At 65.7% G+C, this 21,954-nt stretch carries 26 protein-coding genes; 9 read left to right on the top strand and 17 right to left on the bottom strand.

Translation table 11 applies throughout. The features are described from left to right. Positions 1–39 precede the first annotated feature (39 nt). From U5914_RS16485 to U5914_RS16450, 8 genes are all read right to left on the bottom strand, one after another. Positions 40–804: a DUF7289 family protein gene (locus tag U5914_RS16485; RefSeq protein WP_336136841.1), complete on the bottom strand. Its 765-nt coding sequence runs from the start codon at positions 802–804 to the stop codon at positions 40–42. Continuing rightward, positions 797–1,261: a DUF7266 family protein gene (locus U5914_RS16480; protein ID WP_336136840.1), complete on the bottom strand. Its 465-nt coding sequence runs from the start codon at positions 1,259–1,261 to the stop codon at positions 797–799. The genes U5914_RS16485 and U5914_RS16480 overlap by 8 nt, the downstream gene beginning before the upstream one ends. Beyond that, positions 1,249–1,836: a DUF7288 family protein gene (locus tag U5914_RS16475; RefSeq protein WP_336136839.1), complete on the bottom strand. Its 588-nt coding sequence runs from the start codon at positions 1,834–1,836 to the stop codon at positions 1,249–1,251. The genes U5914_RS16480 and U5914_RS16475 overlap by 13 nt, the downstream gene beginning before the upstream one ends. 1 nt (position 1,837) lies before the next feature. Continuing rightward, positions 1,838–2,422: a DUF7287 family protein gene (locus U5914_RS16470; RefSeq protein ID WP_336136838.1), complete on the bottom strand. Its 585-nt coding sequence runs from the start codon at positions 2,420–2,422 to the stop codon at positions 1,838–1,840. A gap of 1 nt (position 2,423) precedes the next feature. Beyond that, entirely contained in the window at positions 2,424–4,445 is a 2,022-nt protein-coding gene (locus tag U5914_RS16465) for a type II secretion system F family protein (RefSeq protein ID WP_336136837.1), read from the bottom strand. Then, positions 4,442–6,895 carry a type II/IV secretion system ATPase subunit gene (locus U5914_RS16460; protein ID WP_336136835.1) on the bottom strand — a complete coding sequence of 818 codons (2,454 nt, stop codon included), beginning with the start codon at positions 6,893–6,895 and terminating at the stop codon, positions 4,442–4,444. The genes U5914_RS16465 and U5914_RS16460 overlap by 4 nt, the downstream gene beginning before the upstream one ends. Before the next feature lie 151 nt (positions 6,896–7,046). Beyond that, complete coding sequence (locus U5914_RS16455) at positions 7,047–8,189, bottom strand: pyridoxal phosphate-dependent aminotransferase (protein ID WP_336136834.1); 1,143 nt, start codon at positions 8,187–8,189, stop codon at positions 7,047–7,049. Then, positions 8,186–8,674, bottom strand: coding sequence for an Lrp/AsnC family transcriptional regulator (locus tag U5914_RS16450; RefSeq protein WP_336136832.1), 489 nt, complete (start codon positions 8,672–8,674; stop codon positions 8,186–8,188). Before U5914_RS16450 ends, U5914_RS16455 begins: the two co-directional genes overlap by 4 nt. Before the next feature lie 172 nt (positions 8,675–8,846). On the opposite strand from U5914_RS16450, the gene U5914_RS16445 reads away from it, so the two are divergent. The 4 genes from U5914_RS16445 (at position 8,847) to U5914_RS16430 (ending at position 12,821) form a co-directional block, all read left to right on the top strand. Further along, positions 8,847–9,029 (top strand): DUF7317 family protein, encoded by a 183-nt coding sequence (locus U5914_RS16445; RefSeq protein ID WP_336136831.1) that lies wholly within the window; start codon positions 8,847–8,849, stop codon positions 9,027–9,029. An 84-nt stretch (positions 9,030–9,113) separates the two neighbouring features. Beyond that, on the top strand, positions 9,114–10,364 hold the full coding sequence (locus tag U5914_RS16440) for an MFS transporter (protein ID WP_336136830.1): 1,251 nt from the start codon (positions 9,114–9,116) through the stop codon (positions 10,362–10,364). A gap of 70 nt (positions 10,365–10,434) precedes the next feature. Then, positions 10,435–11,091, top strand: a complete 657-nt coding sequence (locus U5914_RS16435; RefSeq protein ID WP_336136829.1) for an O-methyltransferase — start codon at positions 10,435–10,437, stop codon at positions 11,089–11,091. A gap of 80 nt (positions 11,092–11,171) precedes the next feature. Beyond that, a complete protein-coding gene (locus U5914_RS16430) occupies positions 11,172–12,821 on the top strand; it encodes a long-chain fatty acid--CoA ligase (RefSeq protein WP_336136828.1) in 1,650 nt (549 codons plus the stop codon). 34 nt (positions 12,822–12,855) lie between these two features. Here the strand turns inward: U5914_RS16430 and U5914_RS16425 are convergent, their stop codons facing one another. Both U5914_RS16425 and U5914_RS16420 read right to left on the bottom strand, forming a co-directional pair. Continuing rightward, positions 12,856–13,428 carry a thioredoxin family protein gene (locus tag U5914_RS16425; RefSeq protein ID WP_336136827.1) on the bottom strand — a complete coding sequence of 191 codons (573 nt, stop codon included), beginning with the start codon at positions 13,426–13,428 and terminating at the stop codon, positions 12,856–12,858. A 50-nt stretch (positions 13,429–13,478) separates the two neighbouring features. Beyond that, entirely contained in the window at positions 13,479–13,898 is a 420-nt protein-coding gene (locus U5914_RS16420; protein ID WP_336136826.1) for an EamA family transporter, read from the bottom strand. A 123-nt stretch (positions 13,899–14,021) separates the two neighbouring features. Between U5914_RS16420 and U5914_RS16415 the strand changes: the two genes are divergently transcribed. From U5914_RS16415 to U5914_RS16400, 4 genes are all read left to right on the top strand, one after another. Next, the gene (locus U5914_RS16415) at positions 14,022–14,624 is read left to right on the top strand and encodes a DUF420 domain-containing protein (RefSeq protein WP_336136825.1); all 603 of its coding nucleotides are present in this window, start codon (positions 14,022–14,024) and stop codon (positions 14,622–14,624) included. A gap of 10 nt (positions 14,625–14,634) precedes the next feature. Next, the gene (locus tag U5914_RS16410) at positions 14,635–15,342 is read left to right on the top strand and encodes a 5-formyltetrahydrofolate cyclo-ligase (RefSeq protein WP_336136824.1); all 708 of its coding nucleotides are present in this window, start codon (positions 14,635–14,637) and stop codon (positions 15,340–15,342) included. Positions 15,343–15,393: 51 nt separating this feature from the next. Continuing rightward, positions 15,394–15,639, top strand: coding sequence for a helix-turn-helix domain-containing protein (locus tag U5914_RS16405; protein ID WP_336136823.1), 246 nt, complete (start codon positions 15,394–15,396; stop codon positions 15,637–15,639). Between the two features lie 112 nt (positions 15,640–15,751). Continuing rightward, positions 15,752–17,380 (top strand): SLC13 family permease, encoded by a 1,629-nt coding sequence (locus U5914_RS16400; RefSeq protein WP_336136822.1) that lies wholly within the window; start codon positions 15,752–15,754, stop codon positions 17,378–17,380. Positions 17,381–17,404: 24 nt separating this feature from the next. Here U5914_RS16400 and U5914_RS16395 read toward each other — a convergent pair whose 3' ends face one another. From U5914_RS16395 to U5914_RS16385, 3 genes are all read right to left on the bottom strand, one after another. Further along, positions 17,405–18,199: an ABC transporter permease gene (locus U5914_RS16395; RefSeq protein WP_336136821.1), complete on the bottom strand. Its 795-nt coding sequence runs from the start codon at positions 18,197–18,199 to the stop codon at positions 17,405–17,407. Further along, a complete protein-coding gene (locus U5914_RS16390) occupies positions 18,196–19,116 on the bottom strand; it encodes an ABC transporter ATP-binding protein (RefSeq protein ID WP_336136820.1) in 921 nt (306 codons plus the stop codon). Before U5914_RS16390 ends, U5914_RS16395 begins: the two co-directional genes overlap by 4 nt. Before the next feature lie 84 nt (positions 19,117–19,200). Continuing rightward, positions 19,201–19,710, bottom strand: a complete 510-nt coding sequence (locus U5914_RS16385) for a DUF6789 family protein (protein WP_336136819.1) — start codon at positions 19,708–19,710, stop codon at positions 19,201–19,203. Positions 19,711–19,787: 77 nt separating this feature from the next. On the opposite strand from U5914_RS16385, the gene U5914_RS16380 reads away from it, so the two are divergent. After that, positions 19,788–19,958, top strand: a complete 171-nt coding sequence (locus U5914_RS16380; protein WP_336136817.1) for a hypothetical protein — start codon at positions 19,788–19,790, stop codon at positions 19,956–19,958. A gap of 9 nt (positions 19,959–19,967) precedes the next feature. On the opposite strand, the gene U5914_RS16375 is transcribed toward U5914_RS16380, so the two are convergent. The 4 genes from U5914_RS16375 to U5914_RS16360 all read right to left on the bottom strand — a co-directional run bounded on the left by U5914_RS16375 (position 19,968) and on the right by U5914_RS16360 (position 21,604). Further along, the gene (locus U5914_RS16375) at positions 19,968–20,624 is read right to left on the bottom strand and encodes a DUF7546 family protein (RefSeq protein WP_336136816.1); all 657 of its coding nucleotides are present in this window, start codon (positions 20,622–20,624) and stop codon (positions 19,968–19,970) included. A 4-nt stretch (positions 20,625–20,628) separates the two neighbouring features. Then, on the bottom strand, positions 20,629–20,907 hold the full coding sequence (locus U5914_RS16370; RefSeq protein WP_336136815.1) for a cytochrome C oxidase subunit IV family protein: 279 nt from the start codon (positions 20,905–20,907) through the stop codon (positions 20,629–20,631). A 64-nt stretch (positions 20,908–20,971) separates the two neighbouring features. Next, complete coding sequence (locus U5914_RS16365; RefSeq protein WP_336136814.1) at positions 20,972–21,115, bottom strand: hypothetical protein; 144 nt, start codon at positions 21,113–21,115, stop codon at positions 20,972–20,974. A gap of 24 nt (positions 21,116–21,139) precedes the next feature. Further along, positions 21,140–21,604 (bottom strand): hypothetical protein, encoded by a 465-nt coding sequence (locus tag U5914_RS16360; RefSeq protein ID WP_336136813.1) that lies wholly within the window; start codon positions 21,602–21,604, stop codon positions 21,140–21,142. Between the last annotated feature and the right edge of the window lie 350 nt (positions 21,605–21,954).

Raw genomic sequence — 21,954 nt, 5'->3', positions numbered from 1 at the left:
GTTCCGAGAATCGGCAAAAACGGCCCGCCGTCACGTCGGTCAGACGGCGAGTTCGATGTCGATGAGCACCCGAGCGACGTAGACCTCGTCGGTATCGAGCTCGCAGGTAATCGTCACGGTCGTATCCTCCTCCGCGTCGGCCGGCGACGTGCTACAATTGTCGAGGCTCGCCTGCTTTCCGAGATACTGCCTCCATGCGGGCGCACGACCCGCAGTCGTCTGGAGGTCGAACTCCATGTCGTCGTGGTCCGAGACGTTCTGCCCGTACACCAGAAACGGCTGGTTGCGCTCGGCACGGACCAGCGCCGTCGTGGACCCGCCCACGTTCTGCTCGCCGCCCCGTGGCTCGATGTGGCGGATGACCGTCCGGTCGGTGCCGAAGAGGTAATCCGGTTGCCGTACCATCCGCACGCCGCCGTCGAGGTCGTTGCGGATGACCGCGCCCTGCTCGTAGACGATACGCGTCCCCGTCCCCCCATCGAAGACGATGGGTCGTGGCGCGGCCTCGGAGACGTTCGTCCCGTTGACCCGCACTCGCGTCCGGTATCGCTGTCCGACCATGAGTTGGGACTCCGAGAGCCGGATTTCGGTCGCCCGGTTGGGCGCCTCGGCGCGACCGAGTTCCTGCAAGTTGTCCGCCAACACGTCGAAGGCCCGCTCGGCGTTCTGGACCCGCTCGGCGTCCCGCGTCTCGTCGAGTCCGCCGACGCCGGCGATGTAGACGACGCTGACCGTCCCCAACACCAGCGAGAACACCATCACGAACCCGATGACCTCGCTGACGGCCCGCCCGTCGTCACACATTGTGTATCACCAGATCCCCGTTTTCTATCTCGACGGCGATTCGACCGCCGTCAGCGCTGCTTTCCGCAACGGTCGTCGACGGCGCGACGGCGACGCCGACGGTCACCGTCACCTCGGGGTCGGCGGTCCGCAATTCGAGATACGGCTGTGTCGGTCCCTCGGTGTCATTTAAAAGGTGTATCCGGTAGGACGACCCCACGATACGGTTCGGAACGGTCCGGGTTATCCGGAGCGAATCGGGATTGGCGCCATCGGTCCGGTTGAGCCGGTCGGCCGCCGCGATGTCGGCCGATATCTGCTGTCCGACGACGGTCAGTTCGTTCTCCGACGTCCGCTCGCGTTGGGTGTCGACGTACCCGCTGGCCGCCATCAGCAGCCCCGCGATGAGCAGCGTCGAGATGCTCAACGTGAGGGCGTACCCGAACACCGGCGACACGCCCCGGTCTACATCCGCCATACCGTCACCTCCACGCGAACCACGTTGTAGACGTTGCTACCGTCGCGTTCGGGAACGGCCTTGCTGTAGGAGTCCGCCGCCGAGACGTTCGTCCCTTCGTGGCCGGGCGCCGTCAGGGTATCGTCGTCGTACAGCGTCACCTGCCGACTCGCGGTGACGGCGTTGTCGCTCGGCTCACCGCGATATATCAGCCGCTGTGCCGAGTTTTGGCCCTCGGTGTAGAGTTCGACGTTGACCGCGAGGCCCCGTCCCCCGAAGGCGCGGTCGGTGATGTTGCCGAACTCGGTTTGTGGATACACGTTGGTGTAGTAGTCGAACGTCGACGTGTTGTGGAACCGCGATTCCGAATCGTTCCAGTAGAGAATCGCGTCCTTCAGCGCGCCCGATTCCTGGGCCGCCGCCAACACGCCGTCTGCCGAGGCGCGCTGTTGGTTCTCGATGTGCTGGTTCGACGTACTCGCCGACAGCGGCGTGACGGCCGTCACCTGCAGCGCGAAGACGAGACTGGAGATTATCAGCAGGGCCGCGATGACCGCCTCCAGCGTGTACGCCTGCCCTCGGTTCTCCTCGCCCATTTCAGTACACCTCCACGAGCAGTGTCGCATCACACGCTTCTGCACCCTCGAAATCGCAGTCATCGACGGTCACGATGCGCCGAGCCACCGTCACCGAACTCGCTGACTCGGGGTCTTCGCCGATTTCGTAGGAAACGTCGTCGCTATCACAGCGACTGTCCTCCTCGTGGACGACGGTCCCATCGTCGGTTCGACAGACCGTCCGATACCGGTCGTCGCCCGAGGCGCTGGCGTCGACCTGAACGAGACGGATGTAGAAGCCGACGTCCTCGCTGAGGCCGAGTCGCTTTCGCGGTTGGTCGTCCGTGTGGTTGCCGATGCTCCCACACTCCGGCGGGGCGTCGCTGTCGTCGAAGAAGGCCGTCGCACACGGCTCCTCGACGACCAGCGGTCGGTTCGGGTCCCCGAGCGCCCCCTCCGAGAGGTGGCTGGCGGTGCGGTCGGCCACGGCGCTTCGGTCCTGGTCGCCGTCGACGAACGGGGCCGTCAGCGAGGGGATGAACGTGAAGACGAACGCGATAGCCAGCAGAAAGATGCCCATCGCGATGGCGAAATCCAGCGTCGTCTGTGCGCGAGATCCGGACATGTTACACCATCATGAACACGAGGAGGGCAAGCGTCGGCAGGACGACCACGAACTTCAGGCCGGCCATGATGCTCACCTCGCGGATATAGCCCGCGATGAACCCGGAGATGACTCCCTGTAGCGTGACCGCATGGAAGAACAGCATCGTCAACATGTCGATGTCGAGGCCGCCACCGAACTGGCCGCCGCCTCCGCCAGCGCCACCGCTTTCGGCGTTTGCGGCCTGTTCGGTCAGCCCGGCCATCGTATCGAGGAACTCGACTTTCAGCAGGGCCATCACGCCCAGCAGCGTGACGTAGGTCATGATGATGATGACCATCTGCATCCGGGTCCGCGATTTGCGGTCCATCTCGATGTCGTCCTGGTTCTCGGAGGCCTGTGCCGCCGTCGACAGGACCTGTGTGATCTGACTGGAGGCCTCCTGTGCCTTCGAGATGAGTTTCATCGTCCGGGCCAGACGCGGGATGTGGTACTTGTTGTTGAACTCCCGGAGGGCCGTCTTGAGGCTCGTCCCGTAGTTGACCTTCGCGTACATGACGCGGAACTCCTCGGAAAGCTTTCCCGAGGAGGTGTCGGCGACGACCTTCAGCGATTCCAGCAGCGTCATCCCGGTGTCGTTGGCGCTGGAGAGCTTCCGGAGGTTATCGGAGAGCTTGTTCGTGATGGCGCTGCGGGAGCGGACGTTCCACTCGTGGAAGATCGTCAACGGGAGGAAGTTGACGTACAGCGGCACGAAGACCCAAAAGAAGGTCCCCCGAATCGGCGCGCTGACCATCCCGTCGAAACTCGTCGGCGCGAACCCGGCCATCACCGAGAAGGCCATCAGGACCAGCGTCGCCGGGAACGTAATCGCCAACACGGCAAGCGGGTAATCCCGGAAGAACAGGTGTGGGTCCTTCAGGACGTTGAGGGTGACGTGCGTTCCCTCCCTGGATTTGACGCGGTCGAAGATGCCGTAACGCCCGGCGTAATCCTCCGCGAGGCCGAGGTCGAACATCGACTCGGACTCGTCGACCAGCGTCTCGCCGTCCTCCGGCCGGAGGTAGCCGTCGCCGACCTCGTCCTGAACGACCGTCGAGACCATCACGAGAAAGCCGACGCCGATGAGCGGAATCAGACCGTAGACCGTACCGTACAGCAGCATGTCCTGTGCCTCGCCGAGCATCGACATGATGACGAGGATGATGATAAGCAGGAGGGGAAACAGCGACAGCGTCATGTACATCTCCCCGAACAGTTCGAGGGTCTCTAAGACGAGTTCCTGTTCCTGCTTGGAGGTCCGCATGTGCTTTTCCTTCTGGTCTTCGAGGAACTTCTCCATGTCACCGCCGGAGTTGATAATCGAGAGCATGTCCGTCAGGAACTGGCTGAGTTCGTCCGACGGCGTCTGCATCGCCTGATTCCGGACGGCCGTCCGGTAGTCTGTATCGAAATACTGCGTCTCCAGAACGATGGACTGGAACTCCTTTGCCACCTCGCCGTAGGTGTCGTCGGCCTTCGCCATCGCCTCGAGGATCTCCAGTTGGTTCAACCCCCCGACCGACAGCGCGTACATGAAGGACACCGAGTCGGACAGCAGGACGTTGATCTCCCGTTTCCGGGCGCTCGAATCGAGATAGGGCTTGGCGACCATGCCGCCGAAGCCCGAACCGAACCCGATAGAGCCGAATAGCAGCCCCGAGACCACGATGATGAAGGGAATTTTCAGCGAGTTGACGATAGAGAGGTACGGCTCGGGCATCGGCAAGCCGAGGAACGTCGGCGGTTCGGTGATGAGGAAGGTGACGATGGCCCACCCCAGCAACGTCCCGAGCAGCCACAGGCCGACGCCGGTTATGACGCCGATAGCGAGGGCTCTCGACAGGTATATCTCGACCGTCTGTGGGATTCGGGCCTCGGCGAGTTTGGTCTCGATGTTGCCGACGAAATCGCTGTCGTCGTCGAACAGGCGCACGTACAGGGGATAAAAGAGGTCGGCAAGCGGGTTGGTGCCGCCCGTGGAACCGGCCGTCCCGAGGCTCATATATCGTCCCCGTCGAAGGGGTCGCTGTCGTCGGCCGGTTCAGTCGCGTCGGGGGCGGGTTCGCCGCCATCGGCCGTCGCCTCGCCGTCGTCGGGGTTCTCGTCGCCGCCGCCACCGGCTTCGAAGGCGAACCCGCCGTAATCGAAGTCGCCGTCCTCCTCGTCGTCGAGGTCGATGTCCTCCTCTTCCTCGATTTCGAGCGCGTCCGCGACGCCGGCGTCGGGCATCTCACCGCTGTACTCCTCCAGCAGGTCCGAGGCCTCATCGAGGATGCGGCCCGTCTCCTCGAGCATCCCCTCGTCGGCGGAGGGCCGCGGCACCATCGCCTCCTTGTCGGGGTCGATGTCGATCTTGACCGACTCCATCTCCCGGAGGTCCTCCAGCGACCGTTCGAGTTCGTCGTTGGCGATGAGCGTCAGGATGGTATCGGAGTCGTTGATGAACGCCTGCAGCGTCGCCGCGACCTGCGTGTAGGTGTTGAGCCCGTTCTCGATGAGGTAGGCCAACACGACCTGCCGTTTGAACATCTGGTCGTCCAGTTGCTGGCGGGACCACCCGCGGTCGAACTGGATCTCGTCGAGGGTGTTGGACTCGCCCATCTGCAGGAACTCGTCGGTCTCGGCCTGCCACTGATAGACGTCCTGAACGTTAATTTCGTCGTTCTCGGGGTCGTAGTGGTTGATCTCGGTCAGCGACTTGTTCCGGCGGACCTTGTTGCCCTGCACCCGCGTCGACGTCTGGATGGAGACTAGGTCCAGCGCCGTGAACATCGTCTTCGAGACGTTGATGGGGTCCGTCGTGAAGCGCTTGATGACCTCGCCGACGGAGTCGGCGTGGAACGTCGTCAGCGTGGTGTGACCCGTCGACATGACCTGGAAGAGGGTCCGCCCCTCCTCACCACGAATCTCACCCATGACGATGTACTCCGGCCGTTGCCGGAGCGCGGCCTCCAGCAGGTCGAACTCGTCGACGTCACCCTTGTCACCCTCGCTGAAGGAGGGCCGGGTGACACTGGCGATCCAGTTTCGCTGCGGGAGTTCGACCTCGCGGGTGTCCTCGATGGAGACGATCTTCGCCTTCGAGGGAATGAACAGCGAGACGGCGTTCAGCGAGGTCGTCTTCCCGGATGCCGTACCCCCGGCGAAGATGAGCGATTTGTGGTTCTCGATACAGAGCCACAGGAACGCCATCTCGTCCAGCGAGAAGGTGTTCCAGTTGATGAGGTCGACCGGCGTGAACGGCACGTCCTTGAACTGCCGGATGGTGTAGTTGGTCCCGTGGTCGGAGACCTCCCGTCCGAGGGTCAACTGCGACCGGGAGCCGTCCGGCAGCGTCGCGTCGACCTGTGGGTTTCGTTTCGAGATACCTTTCCCGGACCGCTGGGCCATCTTGACCACGAAGTCGTCGAGTTCCTCTTCGCCGTGGTAGACGTTCGAGATGATCTGCTCGTAGTCGCCGTGGTAGACGAAGACCGGCGAGTTGTAGCCGTCACAGGAGATGTCCTCGACGTTGATGTCGTGTTTGATGCCGTCGATGCGCTCGAAGCCGATGAAGTCCCGCTTCAGCAGGTAGAGCAGTTTCTCGATCTGGTACTCCGAGAGCGTCTCGGAGTCCTCCTCCAGCAGCGCGGGCTCCGGCCGGGCTTCGACGCCCTGTAGTCCGACGTGTTCCTCGATCTCCGTCTCCTCCGCGAGGCCGACGAGTTCCTTGACGCTGTCGACGAACCCGTTGTCGTCCGGCCGGGCGCCCTCCTCGTAGAGGTCGTAGCGTTCCAGCAGGTTGTGGGTCTCGCGTTCGATGACGCCGGCACGGGCGTCGTCGCCGCCCTGCACCACGACCTCGTCGCTCGAATACTTGATGGCGGTTTTGAGCTTCCCGGAGATGAACTCCCGGAGGTCAGATTCGATGGGGGTGAGATGCGGCTCGATGAGGTAGTATTTCTTCTCGTTTTCCTTCTCGGAGTGGAAGATGATGACGAAGGCGTAGGGCTTGTTCACCCAGTAGCGTTCGACCTCCCGGAAGTGGCTCTTCTTCTCCTGTGGGACCGCCTTTTCGAGGTCGTAGCGGTTGACGACGGTCGTCGCGCCGTCGGCGTCGGTGAAGAAGGCGTCCTCGTCGAGTTCGGGGTTGACCCGAACGGTCCGCTCGTTGGCGACTTCGGTCAGTTGGGTGGCGCCGAGCCCGGAACCGCCGACGATGGTATCGAGGTCCTCGGGGTCGAAGCCGAGATACTCCGCGGGGTCGAACTCCTCGTCTTCCGGCGGGTTGCCCTCCTCGTCGTAGTAGTATTCCGCCTTGAAGTCCTCCCAGTCGTATTCGCCGACCGTCGCCGGAGGCCTCTCCACCTCGTCCTCGGCGTCGGCGTCGACGTCCGTGTCTCCGTCTGCGTCGGCGTCGGGTGCTGGACCCCCAACACCAGCACCCTCGCCGTCCGCCTCATCGATAGCCATTGTCACGCGATTGAACACGTCCGCGAAAAAGGTTTGCGGCCCTATCGAGACGTGAGACGCGCGATACGCGCGGGCACATACGCCGAGATGCGGGCCGGCGTATCCGTCGGGGATATAAAAGCCGACAGAGGTTCGAACTCGGGGCGTCCCGTCAGGAGATGAACCGTTCGAGGCGGTTCATCGCCTCCTTCAGCTCCGAGAGACCGGTCGCGTACGACGCCCGCAGGTGGCCGTCGGCACCGGCCCCGAAAGCGGTTCCGGGCACCATCGCCACCTGTTCGGCCTCCAGTAGGTCCTCGGCGAACTGCTCGGCGTCCTCGCCGGGACACTCCGGAAAGACGTAGAAGGCGCCGGTGGCCTCGAAGCAATCGATTCCCATCTCCGAAAAGCGCGAGAGGACGAAGTTCCGGCGGCGGTCGTACTGGTCGCGCATCTCGACGACCTCCTCGCGACAGTTCTGGAGCGCCTCGATGGCCGCATACTGGGCGGTCGTCGGCGCCGACAGCATCGTGTACTGGTGGATGCGGTTCATCGCGGTGATGACCTCGCTGGGGCCCATCGCGTAGCCGAGTCGGAGGCCGGTCATCGCGTAGGCCTTCGAGAAGCCGTTGAAGACGACGGTCCGCTCGCGCATGCCGTCGAACTCGGCGATGGAGACGTGCTCGCCCTCGTAGGTGAGGTCGGCGTATATCTCGTCGGAGAGGACGTCGACGTCGTGCTCACGACAGAACTGTGCGACTTCGGCGAGTTCCTCGCGGTTCATCGTCGCGCCGGTCGGGTTGTTCGGATAACAGTAGACCAGCAGGTCGGCGTCCTCGGCGCCCGCTTCCGAGAGCACCTCGGGGGTGAGTTTGAACTCGTCTTCGACGCGGGTCGGCACGTCCAGTACCTCACCGCCGGCGAAGGTGACGCCCGGCGAGTAGGAGACGTAGCAGGGCTGGGCGACGGCGACGGTGTCGCCGGGATTGACCAGCGCGCGGAAGGCGACGTCGAGGGCCTCGCTGGCGCCCGCGGTGACGAGTATCTCCTCGTCGGGGTCGTACTCGAGGTTCCAGCGCCGTGCGTCTCGGGCGATCTCCTCGCGGAGTTCGCGCATGCCGCGGTTGGCAGTATAAGAGGTCTGGCCGCGCTCCAGCGACGTGATGGCGGCCTCGCGGGCGGCCCACGGCGCCGAGAAGTCGGGTTCGCCGACGCCCAGCGAGATGACGTCGTCCATCTCCTCGGCCAACTCGAAGAACCGGCGGATGCCGGAGGGCGGGACCTCCGCTACGCGGTCGGAGGGCTCGAACGTCATGGCGTGACCGACAGGCGGTCGTCGTCGCCGCCGTCGTCGAAGCGATGGCCGCCCTGCTTGTACGTCTCCATGATGTAGTGGGTGACCGTCTGCGTGATTTCGGGGAGGGGTGCGACCTTGTCGCTGATGAAGCGGGAGACCTCCCGCATCGAATCGCCCTCGACCTCCAGCGCGAAGTCGTAATCGCCCGAAACGAGCCGAAGCCCCTGTACCTCGGGAAAGCCGGCGAGTCGCTTGGCCACGTCCCGGTAGGTCGTCTCCCGGTCGAGGGTGACGTTACACTCGACGTGGGCCTGCACGCGGTCGTCGCCGACGGCGTCCCAGTCGACGATGGCGGCGTATCCCTGAATGACCCCCTCGGCTTCCAGTTCCGCGATCTCCTCCTCGACCGTCTCGGCCGAAAGTCCCGTCAGACGGGCGAGGTCGGCCGTCGAGTAGCGGGCGTTCTCCGAGAGCAACTCGAGGAGTTCGTCGGCGTGGTCCATACCGGATAGGACAGTAGCGCGGACTAAAGCGTTGCGAGGCACCGTCAGTTCCTGCCACGCACCGGACGGGACACCTAGTATCACGAACGATAATGTTCTTCGGCATATAAGGTCATGCCTTGGTATATTATCTCTCGATACTATTATAATCCCTTGGAGTGCATCTACGAGTATGAAGCAGCACGCGCTTCGGACGGCGATGACACTGTATCAGGGTGGCACACTGGAGCTGGACACCGCGGCCCGTCGGGCCGGCGTCTCGCCCGACCGTCTTCGCCGTGCCGTCGACCGCCTCGGTACCGGCGCCCCCTCGCCGACGACCGAGACCGAGCGGACCCCCGTCCGAGCGGACTAACGCTCCCGTCTTCTCTCGTCGTTTTCCGAAGCCGATAGCTCGTAGACCGCAAGCGGCTTGACGACCGGGTGCCCAACTCCACCCGTGTCGCGTAACGCGCCGCTCGTGGTCGGTCTCGTCTCCGGTTCCCACGTCGTCAACCACGCCTATCTCCTGCTTTTCGCCCCCGCATTCTCCCTTTTGAGCGCCGACTTCTCCGTCACGCTCGGACAACTCGGCCTCGCCGTCGGCCTCGTCAACGCCGTCGTCACCGTCGGCCAACTCCCGCTGGGGTACGTCTCCGACAGCTACAGCCACGGGGCCGTTCTCGTGGGGTCGCTCGCGGTCGGCACGGTCGGCTGTGGGCTGGCCGCCCTCGCGACCTCCTACGAGTTGCTGCTGGCCGCCGCCGTCGTCATGGGGGTGGGCATCGCCGGCCACCACCCGGCCCACTACCCGCTCCTCTCCGCGGCCGCGCCCGACACCTACCGGTCGCGAGCCTACAGCGCCCACGGCTTCGCCGGCGCGCTCGGCCTCGCGCTGCCCTTCGCCGTCGTGCCCGCCGCCGTCGTCCTCGGCTATGGCTGGCAGGCCGCCTTCGGCGCCATCGCCGCCCTCGGGGCGGTCTACACCGTCGTCACGGTCATCGCCGTCCGGCGCCTGCCCGACAGCATCACCCGGGCCGGCGCCGAGGCACGCGAGGGGGAGGAACGCGTCGTCGACGCCCTCCGGGCCGTCGACACGGCGGGCGACCGATTCCGCCTGCTCGTCGGCCGCGCGACCGCCTACTTCCGCACTATCGCCGGCGCGCCGCTTATCCTCCTGCTTACCGCGCTGTGGTTCGTCAACAGCGCGGCGGTCTGGGGCGTCCGCGCCTACGCCGCGACCCTGCTGGATTCGGGCTACGGCCTCGACGCCGGCACCGCCAGCCTCGTCGCCAGCGCGATGCTCGTCGTCGGCGCCGTCGTCCTGCTCGGCGGCGGCTACGTCGCCGACCGGGTCGGGCCCACGCCCCTGCTCTTCGTCGGTTACGGCTCGCTGGTCGTCTTCGCTGGCGCCCTCTCGACGAACCTCCTGCCGCTCGTCGCCGCCGTCGGCGTCGTCCTCCTGCTCGCGGCGACTATCGACCTCTCGCGGCCCGCTCGGGCGACGCTGACCGACCTCGCCTCCGAGCGTCGCGACGTGGGCAAGAACTTCGCGCTGATGACCATCGGCATCTCGGCGGGCGGCGCCGTCGCCCCGCCGGCGTTCGGCTACGCCATCGACGTCGCCGGCGTCCACGCGGCCTTCGCCGGGGTCGCCGCGACCGCCGCCGTTGCGCTCCTGCTGTCGGTGTCGGTCGCCCGGGCCGCCTGAGTCGACCATCTCACCCCGACGGAACGACCGCAGCCTGCAGGTTTTTGCTCGCGGCACGCCATCTTCCGGTATGACCGTTCCCGACGACGTCGAGACCTTCGCCGCAGCAGTGGGGCCCGAACCGGACGACGTGCTCCGCGAGATGGACGCCCGCGCCGAGAAAACCGGCTTTCCGACCGTCGGCCCCGCCGTCGGCGGGTGGCTCCAGCAGTTGGCCGGCCTCGTCGGCGCCCGGCGCGTCTTCGAGTTCGGCTCGGGATTCGGCTACTCGGCCTACTGGTTCGCCCGCGGCCTGCCCGCCGAGGGCGAAATCGTGCTGACAGAAATCGATGCCGAGGAACTCGACGACGCCCGCGAGTACCTCGCTCGTGGCGGCCACGCCGATATCGCCCGGTTCGAGTTGGGCGATGCAATCGAGACGGTCGAGGCCTACGACGGCCCCTTCGACGTCGTTCTCGTCGACAACGAGAAGGACCGCTACGTCGAGGCCTTCGAGGCAGTTCGCGAGGCGGTCCCTGTCGGCGGTGTCGTCGTCGCCGACAACATGACCGCCGGCCCCTTCGAATTCGAGGCGATTCACCGGGTCGTCGTCGAGGGCGGCGAGACGGACAACGCGATGGCCCGTGGCGTCGCCGACTACCTCGACCACCTCGGGGACGCCGAGGACTTCGAGACGACCCTGCTCCCACTCGGCGAGGGGCTGGCGGTGAGCCGTCGCATCGCGTAGCCGGGTGCCTTATTTCCAGCAGTTGTGTCATGGAATTCCATGACAAAAACCAAGTCAGGACCATTCGTAGGTGTCGGCCCATGCCTGGAGGTACGAACCAGACCCTTCGACCGTTCCTGTGGCGTGCGGCGAACCTCTATCCCGACACCGAGATCGTCTCACGGACCCACGAAGGTATCGAGCGATACACCTACGAGGACTACGACGAGCGAACGGCGCAACTCGCCAACGCCCTCGACGAACACGGCATCGAGGACGGCGACCGGGTCGCGACGTTCTGCTGGAACCACCATCGCCACTTCGAGACCTACTTCGCCGTCCCGACCATCGGCGCGCAACTCCACACCATCAACCCCCTGCTGCCCGACGAGCACATCCAGTACATCGTCGACAACGCCGACGACGAACTCATCTTCGTCGACGAGTCGCTGGCGCCGAAACTGGCAGAGGCGGCCGCCGACGCCCCCGAGTTCGAGGGCGTCGACTTCGTCGTGATGTCGAGTAGCGGCACCGACGCGCTCGATGCCACCCCCTACGAGGAGTTCGTCGACGGCCAACCGACCGACTACGACTGGCCCGAGCTCGACGAGAAAAAGCCCGCCGGGATGTGTTACACCTCCGGGACCACCGGCAATCCAAAGGGCGTCGAGTACACCCACCAGATGCTGTGGAGCCACACGATGGCCACCCTGACGCCACAGGGCATCCCGATGGCCGACGACGACGTGGTAATGCCCGTCGTTCCGATGTTCCACGTCAACGCGTGGGGGATGCCGTTTACCGCGACCGCCGCAGGGTCGAAACACGTCTATCCCGGCCCCTCGCCGGAACCCGAGGACCTCGCACACCTCATCGAAAACGAGGGCGTCACCATCACCGCCGGCGTCCCCACGGTCTGGCTCGGCCTGATGGAGTACGCGGAGGAAAACGAGGTCGACCTCTCCTCGCTGGACACCGTCATCGTCGGCGGTTCGGCGGCACCCGAATCGATGATTCGCTGGTTCGACGACCGCGACATCGAACTCCTGCACGCGTGGGGGATGACCGAGATGTCCCCCATCGGGTCGGTCTCCCAGCTCAAATCCAGCCTCGAAGACGCCGACTACGAGACCCAACTCGAACACCGCAGCAAACAGGGCCTGCTCGTGCCCGGCCTCGAGATGAAGGTCATCGACGAGGACGGCGAGGAGATCGACTGGGACGGCGAGGAGTTCGGCGAACTGTGGGTCCGCGGCCCGTGGGTCACCAAGGAGTATTTCAAGCGGCCCGAGGCCAACAAGGAGGACTTCGAGGACGGCTGGCTCAAGACCGGCGACGTCGTCACCATCGACGGCGAGGGCTACATCAAGATCGTCGACCGAGCGAAGGACGTCATCAAATCGGGCGGCGAATGGATCTCCTCGGTCGAACTCGAGAACGCCATCATGGCCCACGACGACGTCGCCGAGGCGGCCGTCGTCGGGGTCCCCCACGAGCGCTGGCAGGAACGGCCCGTCGCATTCGTCGTCCCCGGCGAGAACGCCGACGAGGCGACCCTCGGCGACGAAATCATGGACATGCTCCGTGAAGACTACCCCAAGTGGTGGCTCCCGGACGCCATCGAGTTCATCGACGAGGTTCCGAAGACCGCCACCGGCAAGTTCTCCAAGAAGGACATCCGCGAGGAGTACACCGACGAATCGCTGGTCGAAGGACAGGTTCCCGAGGAAGCCGCGCCGGACGACGACTGAACGTCCCTCCGTTCACGAAGTATTTATTGCCGTTTCAGTTTCGCCACTTGATGGAACAGCCGCGGGAGGGACCGCGCTCGTCTTCGGGTTCCCCGCCGGCCAGCACGGTGTCGATGGCGTCCTTGATTTCGAAGCCCGGTTCGCCCGACGGCTCCTCGTCGGGGTTCGTCGCGTCGTCGAAGCGGCCGTGATAGACCAACCGGAAGTCATCGTCGTCGTTCGCGAAGAGGAAGGGGTCGGGCGTACAGACCGCGCCGTAAGCCTCGGCGACCTCCTGAGACTCGTCGCGGAGGTAGGCGGTGATGTCGATGTCGCCGCGCTCGACGTATTCGACCATCTTCTCGAAGGAGTCCTCCGGGTACTGCTCGGCGTCATTCGGGTTGATACCGACGACGGCGACGCTCCCGTACTCGTCGGCGATGTCGTTCATCGCGCCGTACTTGGCCTGTGCGTATGGGCAGTGGTTGCAGGTAAAGACCACGAGCAGGGCGTCGTGGTCGTCGAAATCGCCCAGCGTGTAGGTCTCGCCGTCGGTGCCTTCGAGTTCGAACTCGGGGGCGTGGTCACCGTGGTCGAGGACGTCGGATTCGGATTCGAGTGCGACCATACCGGACCTTGGGGCCGGACGGGCCTAAAGTCACCCCTCGTCGCGGGGGGTCATCCCTCGAAGGTGGTCAGGAAGACGGCGACCACCGCGAGGACGACGCCGGCGGCCTTCCGGGCGGTCAGCGCCTCGTCGAGGAAGACGACGCCGACGAGGGAACTGGCGACCAGAAAGAGGCCGAAGATGGGCACGACGACGCTGACGGGACCGGCCGCCAGCGCCCGATAGTAGGAGATGATGCCGACCGCGAGGAAGGCGCCGGCGGCGTACATGTACGGCGCGTGCTGGTGGGTAAGCGCCGAGAGCAGCGGTCGGTCGGTCGCGACGATGATGACGAGCGCCGTTAGCGCGAGCATGCCGTTGGTGACGAAGGCGACGGTATCCGCCGGTAGCTGCTGTGTCGCGACCTTCGTCAACGGCGCGACCATGGTGTAGGCCGCAAGGGCGAGAAGTGCGTACCAGAGATACTGCATATCGGCACGCGGGTTGGCGGTGACAAGGCCGTATCGGTCTCGCCTTCGGGGCCGTCTCGGAGGTTCCGGAACCCGCGTGCGGAAACCCAAGCGACCTTTGTGTGGCGGTTCCAACGAGCGTATATGTCGACAGCGCGCGGCCCGGCGTTCGCACGGGAGCATCCGCGGATTCTGACCGCCGTCCTGACCGTCATCGGCTACGTCGTCGTCATCGGAACGCTCTACGGCGACGCGTGGATATATCCGACCATCTCCGAATCGACCGTCGACCTGTTCGCACACATCATCGCCGTCATCAACTCGGCGACGGTCGTCTGTCTGGCCGCCGGGTGGTACTGGATTCGCAACGACGAAATCGAGAAACACCGCAAGGCGATGACCGCCGCCTTCTCGCTCATCCTGCTGTTCCTCGTCTTCTACCTCCTGAAGACGGGCGGCGGCGGCCGCAAGGAAATCGTCGCCGGCGCGCCGCTGCGGAGCCTCTATCTCGGCATGCTGGCGATTCACATCGTCCTGTCGGTGCTGGCGGTGCCGCTCGTCCTCTATGCCATCACGCTCGGAATCACCCACACGCCCGCCGAACTCCGCGAGACGGCCCACGCCAAGGTCGGCCGCATCGCCGTCTCGACGTGGCTCGTCAGCCTCGTGTTGGGCGTCGTCGCCTACCTCATGCTCACGTTCTTCTACGGGCCCGAACAGATCGAGTTCGTCCGCGGGATGGCGTGACCCTCGGGCGATGACCGACAAACAGGCCATTCGCGAACGCGTCTGGGACCGCCTCGAAGCCGAGGGATACGCCCGGTTTCCCTTCCCGCCGCACGGCCGCATCACGAACTTCGAGGGCGCGAAGGAAGCGGCCGAGCGCGCGCTGGCGCTACCGGAACTCGCCGATGCCGACGCGGTCAAAGCCAACCCCGACGCCCCGCAGTTGCCGCTTCGGCGGGGCCTGTTGAAGCAGGGAACGACCGTCTACATGGCGGTGCCCCGACTGCGCGAGGCCGACTGTTTCGTCGAGTTGGACCCCGACACACTCGACGACCTCGATGCCGCGCCGACCGTCTCGCACATGGCCGAACACGGCCGACAGGTCGGCCCCGAGGACGTACCGGAACTGGACGCCATCGTCCTCGGCAGCGTCGCCGTCACCACCGAGGGGGCCCGCATCGGCAAGGGCGAGGGGTACAGCGACCTCGAATACGCCATCCTCCGGGAACTCGACCTCGTGGACGACGACACGCCGACGGTCACGACCGTCCACGACACACAGGTCGTCGACGACGAGGTGGCGGTCGGCGACCACGACGTGCCGCTGGGCGTCATCTGCACCCCGACCCGGACGATTCGAACCGACGCGGGCGCGAAACCGGCGGGCCTCCTCTGGGACGACCTGAGCGAGGAGCGCATCGACGAGATTCCGGTTCTCGACGAACTCCGGTCGCCGTGAGGCCACCCGAATCCACAGACCTTTGTGCGATTGCGGTAATCTACCGCCCGGATGAAGGAGCGCCGACCCGTCGACGTGAACGAGGTCTCGCCGGAGGCGTGGCGGCTCCTCCGGGTCGCGGCCGGCTACGACCAGCGTGACGTCGAGCGGGCCGTCGACGGGATGCGACAGGCCCACGTCTCGATGCTCGAAAGCGGGACGCGCGCGCTCTCGGCCGACCGCCGGAAGCGACTCCTCGAACTCTATACCGAGGAGTTGACGGACGAGCAGATAGAAGCACTCATCGAACACTTCTGACGAACGGCGTTCGTGTTGTGCGGTAGCACTCATCGCGGTTGAGAACCCCACTCGATGCTGCGATGAACGGAAACCGCTAAATGTGATAATTCATGAACGTGAGAGTGTATCAATGATACACGGACGTTTGAGCAGGGCAAAGACCCGATTGCTGGTCTTCGCGCTGACGCTGGTCGGGACCGCACTCATCGCTTCCGCGCCGACGCCGGCCGGGTTGAGCCTACAGGCACAGTACGCCTTCGCAACCATGTTCTTCGCCGGGGTGCTGTGGGTGACCGGCGTGTTGCCGCTGGCGGTGACGGCTCTCTGTATTCCGGTGTTGCTCACCGCCTTCGGCGTGTATGCGGACCTCGATGCCGCGCTGACGGGCTTCGCCGACCACCTCATCTTCCTCTTCGTCGCGGGATTCATGCTTGCCAACGCGCTCCAGAAGTACGACATCGACCGCCGCATCGCGCTGTGGCTCATGTCCCGGCTCGGAACCGGCCCCCGGCGGCTCGTCGGGTCGGTGATGGTCGGGACCGCCTTCCTCTCGATGTGGGTCTCCAATACCGCGACCGCGGCGATGATGACGCCCATCGCGCTGGGCGTGCTCACGCAGGTCGTCGGCAACGAAGGGCTCGAAGCCGCGGCGGCCTCGGCCGACGACGTCGACGCCGACATCGCGGCCGACGGTGCCGGGGCCGTCGCCGACACCCCCGATGACGGCGAGTTCTCCAATCTGCAGGTGTCGATGCTGCTCGGCACCGCCTACGCCGCCAGCGTCGGCGGCGTCGGCACACTCATCGGGACGCCGCCCAACGCCATCCTCGCCTCGCAACTCAACGAACTGCTGGGCTACGAAATCGGCTTCGCTCAATGGCTCGCCATCGGCGTGCCCATCGTCGTTATCACGCTGCCGCTCGTCTGGTATCTGCTCACCTACCACCTCTATCCGCCGCGGGTCACGAACGTCGAGGCCGCCCGCGAGCAGGCGACCGAATACCTCGAAGAGGAGGGCTCGCTCGGGCCCCGCGGTCGCCGCGTCGCCGTCATCTTCGCCGTGACGGCCGGTCTCTGGGTGCTCGGCGGCCTCGGCGACCTCATCTCGCCCGGCCTCTCGGATTCCGTCGCCGTGACGTTGTTCGGCGGCGACGGCGCGAGCGTCTTCGGCCCCGAGGGCCATCAGGGACTGCTCTACTACGTCATGGTCGGGATGGCGGCCATCCCCGCGCTGGTGTTGAGCGACACGATGGAATGGGACGAACTCGTCGATATCGACTGGGGAACCATCCTGCTTTTCGGCGGCGGCATCGCGCTGGCCGACGCCCTGGCCTCGACGGGCGCGACCGGGTGGCTCGCCGACACCGTCTTCAGTTCCCTCACCAGCGCACCCATCGTTCTCGTCGTCGGCATCACGGTGCTTTTGGTCATCTTCCTCACCGAGATGACCTCCAACACCGCAACCTCCGCCATCATCGTCCCGCTGCTCATCGGCATCGGCGGCGGCTTCGCCGCGACGCTCGGCCTCTCGGAAATTGCGGCCGCCGTCTTCCTCGCAACCAGCGGCGCCATCGCCGCGAGTTTCGCCTTCGCGCTCCCCGTGGCGACGCCGCCCAACGCCATCGTCTTCGGCAGCGGCTATCTCAAGCAAGAGCAGATGATGCGCGCCGGCATCGCGTTGAACATCGTGATGACCGCCGTGCTGACCGGCCTCATCTGGCTCCTCTTCAAATTCGTCTGGCCCGCCATCCTCTGGTAGACCGGAGAATCGTGGCCCCGATTTTTAATCCGTTCGCGGCAGCGCCACCGCTCCGATAGCGAAGAAGACGACCGCCAGCGCCGTCAGTACCGCGAGGTTGAGATAGGGGTCGGCACCGACGAGACCGCCTTCGGTGCCGCGCCACGACGCCATCGTCCCCGGCGGGTTGTATGTCGCTGCCCGGACGCCGCGGGCGAAGTACGTCAACGGCGAGACGTTCATGAACGGGACGAACCACGCCGGCAGCATCGACGGCGGAACGAACGTCTCCGAGAGGAAAAGCAGGGGAATGGCGAGGCCGTTCGAGGCGGCGATGACGCCGTCTTGGGAGTCGGCAACGCGGCCCAAAATTGCGCCGACCGCACAGAACAGCGCCACGCCGACGGCCACGTAGGGTACGAGCAGGACCGAGAAGGTGAAGACGGCGTCGGTGACCAGCAGGACGAGTCCGAGGATGAGCAGCGACGCCAGTCCGATGACGACGACGTTGACGAGCGTCTGGGCGAGTAGCCACTCCGCTCGCGTCAGGGGTGTCGTCGCCAGTTTCTCGAAGCGGTTGCCCTCCCGGTGGCGCGCTACCTCGCTTCCCACGCGCGACAGCGGCGTAAAGAGGACGACGACGGCGAGATAGCCCGCGACGTAGTAGCCCGGCGGCTCCGAGAAGAGGCCGCCGCCGCTGGGGTCCGTCTGGACCAGCGCGCCGAAGATGAGGATGATGATGACCGGGAAGAAGAACGTGAAGAAGACCGCCGTCCGACGGCGGGTGAAGCCGTACCACGCCGCCTTCGTCTCGGCGGCGACCCGTCCGAGGCGACTCATGCCTCGGCCTCCTCGCGGGGCTGGCCGCCCGCACCCACGTCCGTGCCCGTCAGCGCGACGTAGACGTCGTCGAGACTCGGCTGGCGCCAGACCAGCCCCTCGTAGTCGACGCCCGCGTCCTCGAGCGTCTCCACGACGCCCGGAATCTCCTTCGGGCCGACCGGGACGGCGACGTGGCGCTCGTCAGGCAGGAGGTGATAGCCCGCCGTCTCCAGCGCACGCGTCGCCGCACCCTCGTCGTCGGCCTCGATGACGAGTCGACTGTCGCCGCCATGGCGCTCGATGAGTTCCCGCGGCGAGCCGAGGGCGACCAACTGGCCCTCGGAGAGCAGGCCGACGCGGTCGGCCAGTTCCTCGGCTTCCTCCATGTAGTGGGTCGTCAGCAGGACGGTCGTCCCACCGTCGGCGAGGCCCTCGATGAGCCCCCAGAGGTCCCGACGGCCCGTCGGGTCGATGCCCGTCGTGGGTTCGTCGAGGACCAGCAGGTCGGGGTCGTTGACCAGCGCCGTCCCGACACAGGCGCGGCGCTTCTGCCCACCGGAGAGGTTCTCGTAGAAGGTGTCGGCTTTCTCCGAGAGTCCCACGTCGGCGAGGACCGCGTCGACGTCCCGGGTTTCATCGTAGAGGCCGGCGTAGTACTCGAGCAACTCGCGGGCCGTGAGGCGCTCGGCGGGCGAGAACTCCTGTGGGAGGACGCCGAGGCGGTCGCGGTCGACCTCGGTCGGCGACCCGCCGAATAGCTGCACCTCGCCGTCGGCTTTCGTGGTACCCGTGAGTGCCCTGACGAGCGTCGTCTTGCCGGCGCCGTTCGGCCCGATGAGCGCGAAGATTTCGCCCTCCTCGACGGCCAAGGAGACGCCGTCCAGCGCCACCGTCTCCCCGTAGCGTCGGCGAACGTCCTGGGCGCGAATGACCATGCGGAATCACCGGCCGGAACGGCCCTAAAGGCTGCCGTTTGGCCGTCGACGGAACGTATTCTTAAAGAAGTGCTTCGCGCCGATTCAGACGAGCGGTTCCTCGCGGCCGCCGAGGTAATCGAAGACGGCCCCCAGCGAGAAGCCGTAGACGAGGTGGGCGATGAACGTGAAGACGACGTACAGCGGCAGGGCGAGGCCGGTGTAGCCGTCGTAGAACGCCAGCACGAACCCGGTCCAGAGGACGAACCCGAAGAAGGCCCCCTGTTTGGCGTAGCTTCCACCGGGGAGATAGCGGCCGACCGACGCGAAAAGCAGCGGCCACGTCACCATCCCGCCGGCGAGGAACAGCACGTAGCCGACGGCGGTGGGATTGCTGGGAACGACCGCGGCGATGCCGGTCAACTCGACGACCATCGACAGCGACGACATGTCGAAGGCCCCCAGCGAGGCCGCGACGAACAACACGACGGTCATCGCCGCGGTGCCGACCGCCCCGGCTGCGGCCCCGATGATGCCGTCGAAGACGATACCGGTCATCGAGTTCGACTCGTCCTGCGTGTCGAGGGCGTCAACGCCAGTGCTGTCCGATACCATGTTCCATATTAACACACCACTCGTATAAATATTGTCTCCGGGAAAGACGTATCCCCGTTCGGTCACAGCCCACCGGTATGGAGGCCAAGACGGCCCTCGGCATCGCCCTCGCGCTCGCGGTGGGGCTGCCGTACGTCACCGTCGGACTGATGGAGGGCGGTCGTCTCGGCCTCGTCGCCTTCAGCGCGCTTTTCGTGGCCGCCGTCGCCCTCGTCGTGGTCAGCGAACGCGGAAACGGCGAGACATAGACGGCCTCGTCAGCGGATACCCGGACGCCAGTAGAGCAGTCCGAGCGTGAGGACGAACACGGCCGTCGAGAGGTCGTAGAAGGCGTTCAGCGCGGCCGCCCCGAGGATTCCAGCACCGCCGAAGGCCGAGGTGGCGATACCCGCGAGTATCGGCCACGTACAGGAGACACACGAGAAGAGCCCGAGGACGCCCGCGATGGCCGACCCCGCCGCCTCCAGAAGGGTCACGTAGACGAGATAGGCCAGCGCCGCGTAGCCGACCAGAAACGCCGGCATGGCGGCGACGACGACGTACTCGCCGCCGTAGACGAACGCGGGGCCCCACCCCGGCGGGAGCCACGCGATGCGAACCCCGGTGGCCGCATCGCCGAGGCCCGTACTCACGATGCCGCCGAAGACGGCGAGGAGGCCGAAGTACGCCGCCGCCAGCGCCGCGGCCCGGCGACGGGTGGCGAAACCCGGGGGCTGCGGCGGGTCAGTCGCGTAGATAGCGGCGGCGCCGAGATTCACCCAGAGGAGACCGTAGAGCGCGTATCGCGGTTCGGTCGGTTCCGCGGTCGTCAGGGCGTAGTAGGCGACGATAGAGACCAACTGGACGTTCAAAAGCAGGGCGCCCCAGCCGAGTCGGCGGGTGGGGAGTCGACGCCCGAGAACAGCGGTGGCCATCCGGTCAGGCGACCGAGTAACTCGCCGCGGCCATCAACAACAGCACGAGGCCGAGGCTGACGCCCATCAGCCACGACAGCGAGCGGTTCTCCCAGCGGAGGTGCTGGTAGTAGCCGACGATGAGGCTGGTCTTGGCGACGGCCGCGCCCATCGTCAGCCCGAAGGACTGCCAGTAGCTGAACTCGATGCTGCCCGGCGGGTGGAAGAACAGGTATTTCGAGGCCGCGAGCGTGACGAGGGCGACGTATATCGCCGCGTACAGTCGGACCGAATCGGAGGCCATGTATGCCTGTGTTACTCAATGTCACAACCCCATATATAATTACCTCCGAGCGCCCCCGCGATGCTCACTCGTCGTCCCCATCCTCGTTTCGCCAGCGCTTCCAGAGGTAATTGGCCGCGAGAAGCCCCCCGACCCAGAAGGCGACGCCGAGCAGCGCGAAGACGAGCCCCTGAACGAACGGCGAGGTACCCATGAAAGCCAGTACCATACCGGCACCTGTACGCACGCCGCCTTATCGTTGCTGGTCAGCCCGGTACAACACGACCAGACAGCCGAGCAGCGCCAGTTCCGCGAGTTTCGAGACGAGCGCGAGCCGTTCGACTCGCAGGTGGGCGAAGATGACGAGAATCGGGTTCGCGTCGTGGGTGCCGTGGGCCTCGATGTACGGCCAGAAGGCGCCGTGGTCGAGGAGCGTATGCCACGCCGCGTAGCCGAGGAAGAACGGGAGCACCACGAGGATGCCGGCCAGATAGAGCCGTCGACCGGCGAAGCCGTTGGCGCCCAACACGACGCCGAAGACGAGCGCAAAACCCCCGAGAGTGAACAGGAGGGGCCGCGGGTCGCCGAGATAGCCGACCGACGCGTAGACCACCAGCGCGTGACCCCCGTGGCTCGGATGGAGGAGGTGGATTCCCGCAACGACGAGCGCGAGCGCCGCGGCCACCCACCGGAGCCGACGGACCGATGCCGCGTCCATGTCCCGCGTTTCCGCCGCTCCTGCCTAACGTTTCCGACCTATGGACACCACGAAGCGAACACCATCTATCGTTCTATAGCTACTCACCTTGAATCGAGAGAAGCATCCGCTTCGGGGGCGTCCGAAGGTCGCCCCCGAAGCGGTTTGCTCAAAAGAGCGTGGCGCGCTCTTTTGGCATGCCACAGGAGCGAAGCTCCTGTGTAGCTCGCAAATCTTCGATTTGCTTACTGACGAAAGGCGCTTCGCGCCTTTCGAACCACCCCGGACGCGAACGAAGTGAGCGTCCGGTAGCGTCCGACGACTACCGCGCCCACGAGCGGAGCGAGTGGGCGCGACTGGAGGAGGGCGCG

It is taken from the genome of Natronomonas amylolytica (assembly GCF_037031205.1).
Classification (GTDB): domain Archaea; phylum Halobacteriota; class Halobacteria; order Halobacteriales; family Haloarculaceae; genus Natronomonas; species Natronomonas amylolytica.
This window is presented reverse-complemented; position numbering and strand designations above follow the sequence as displayed.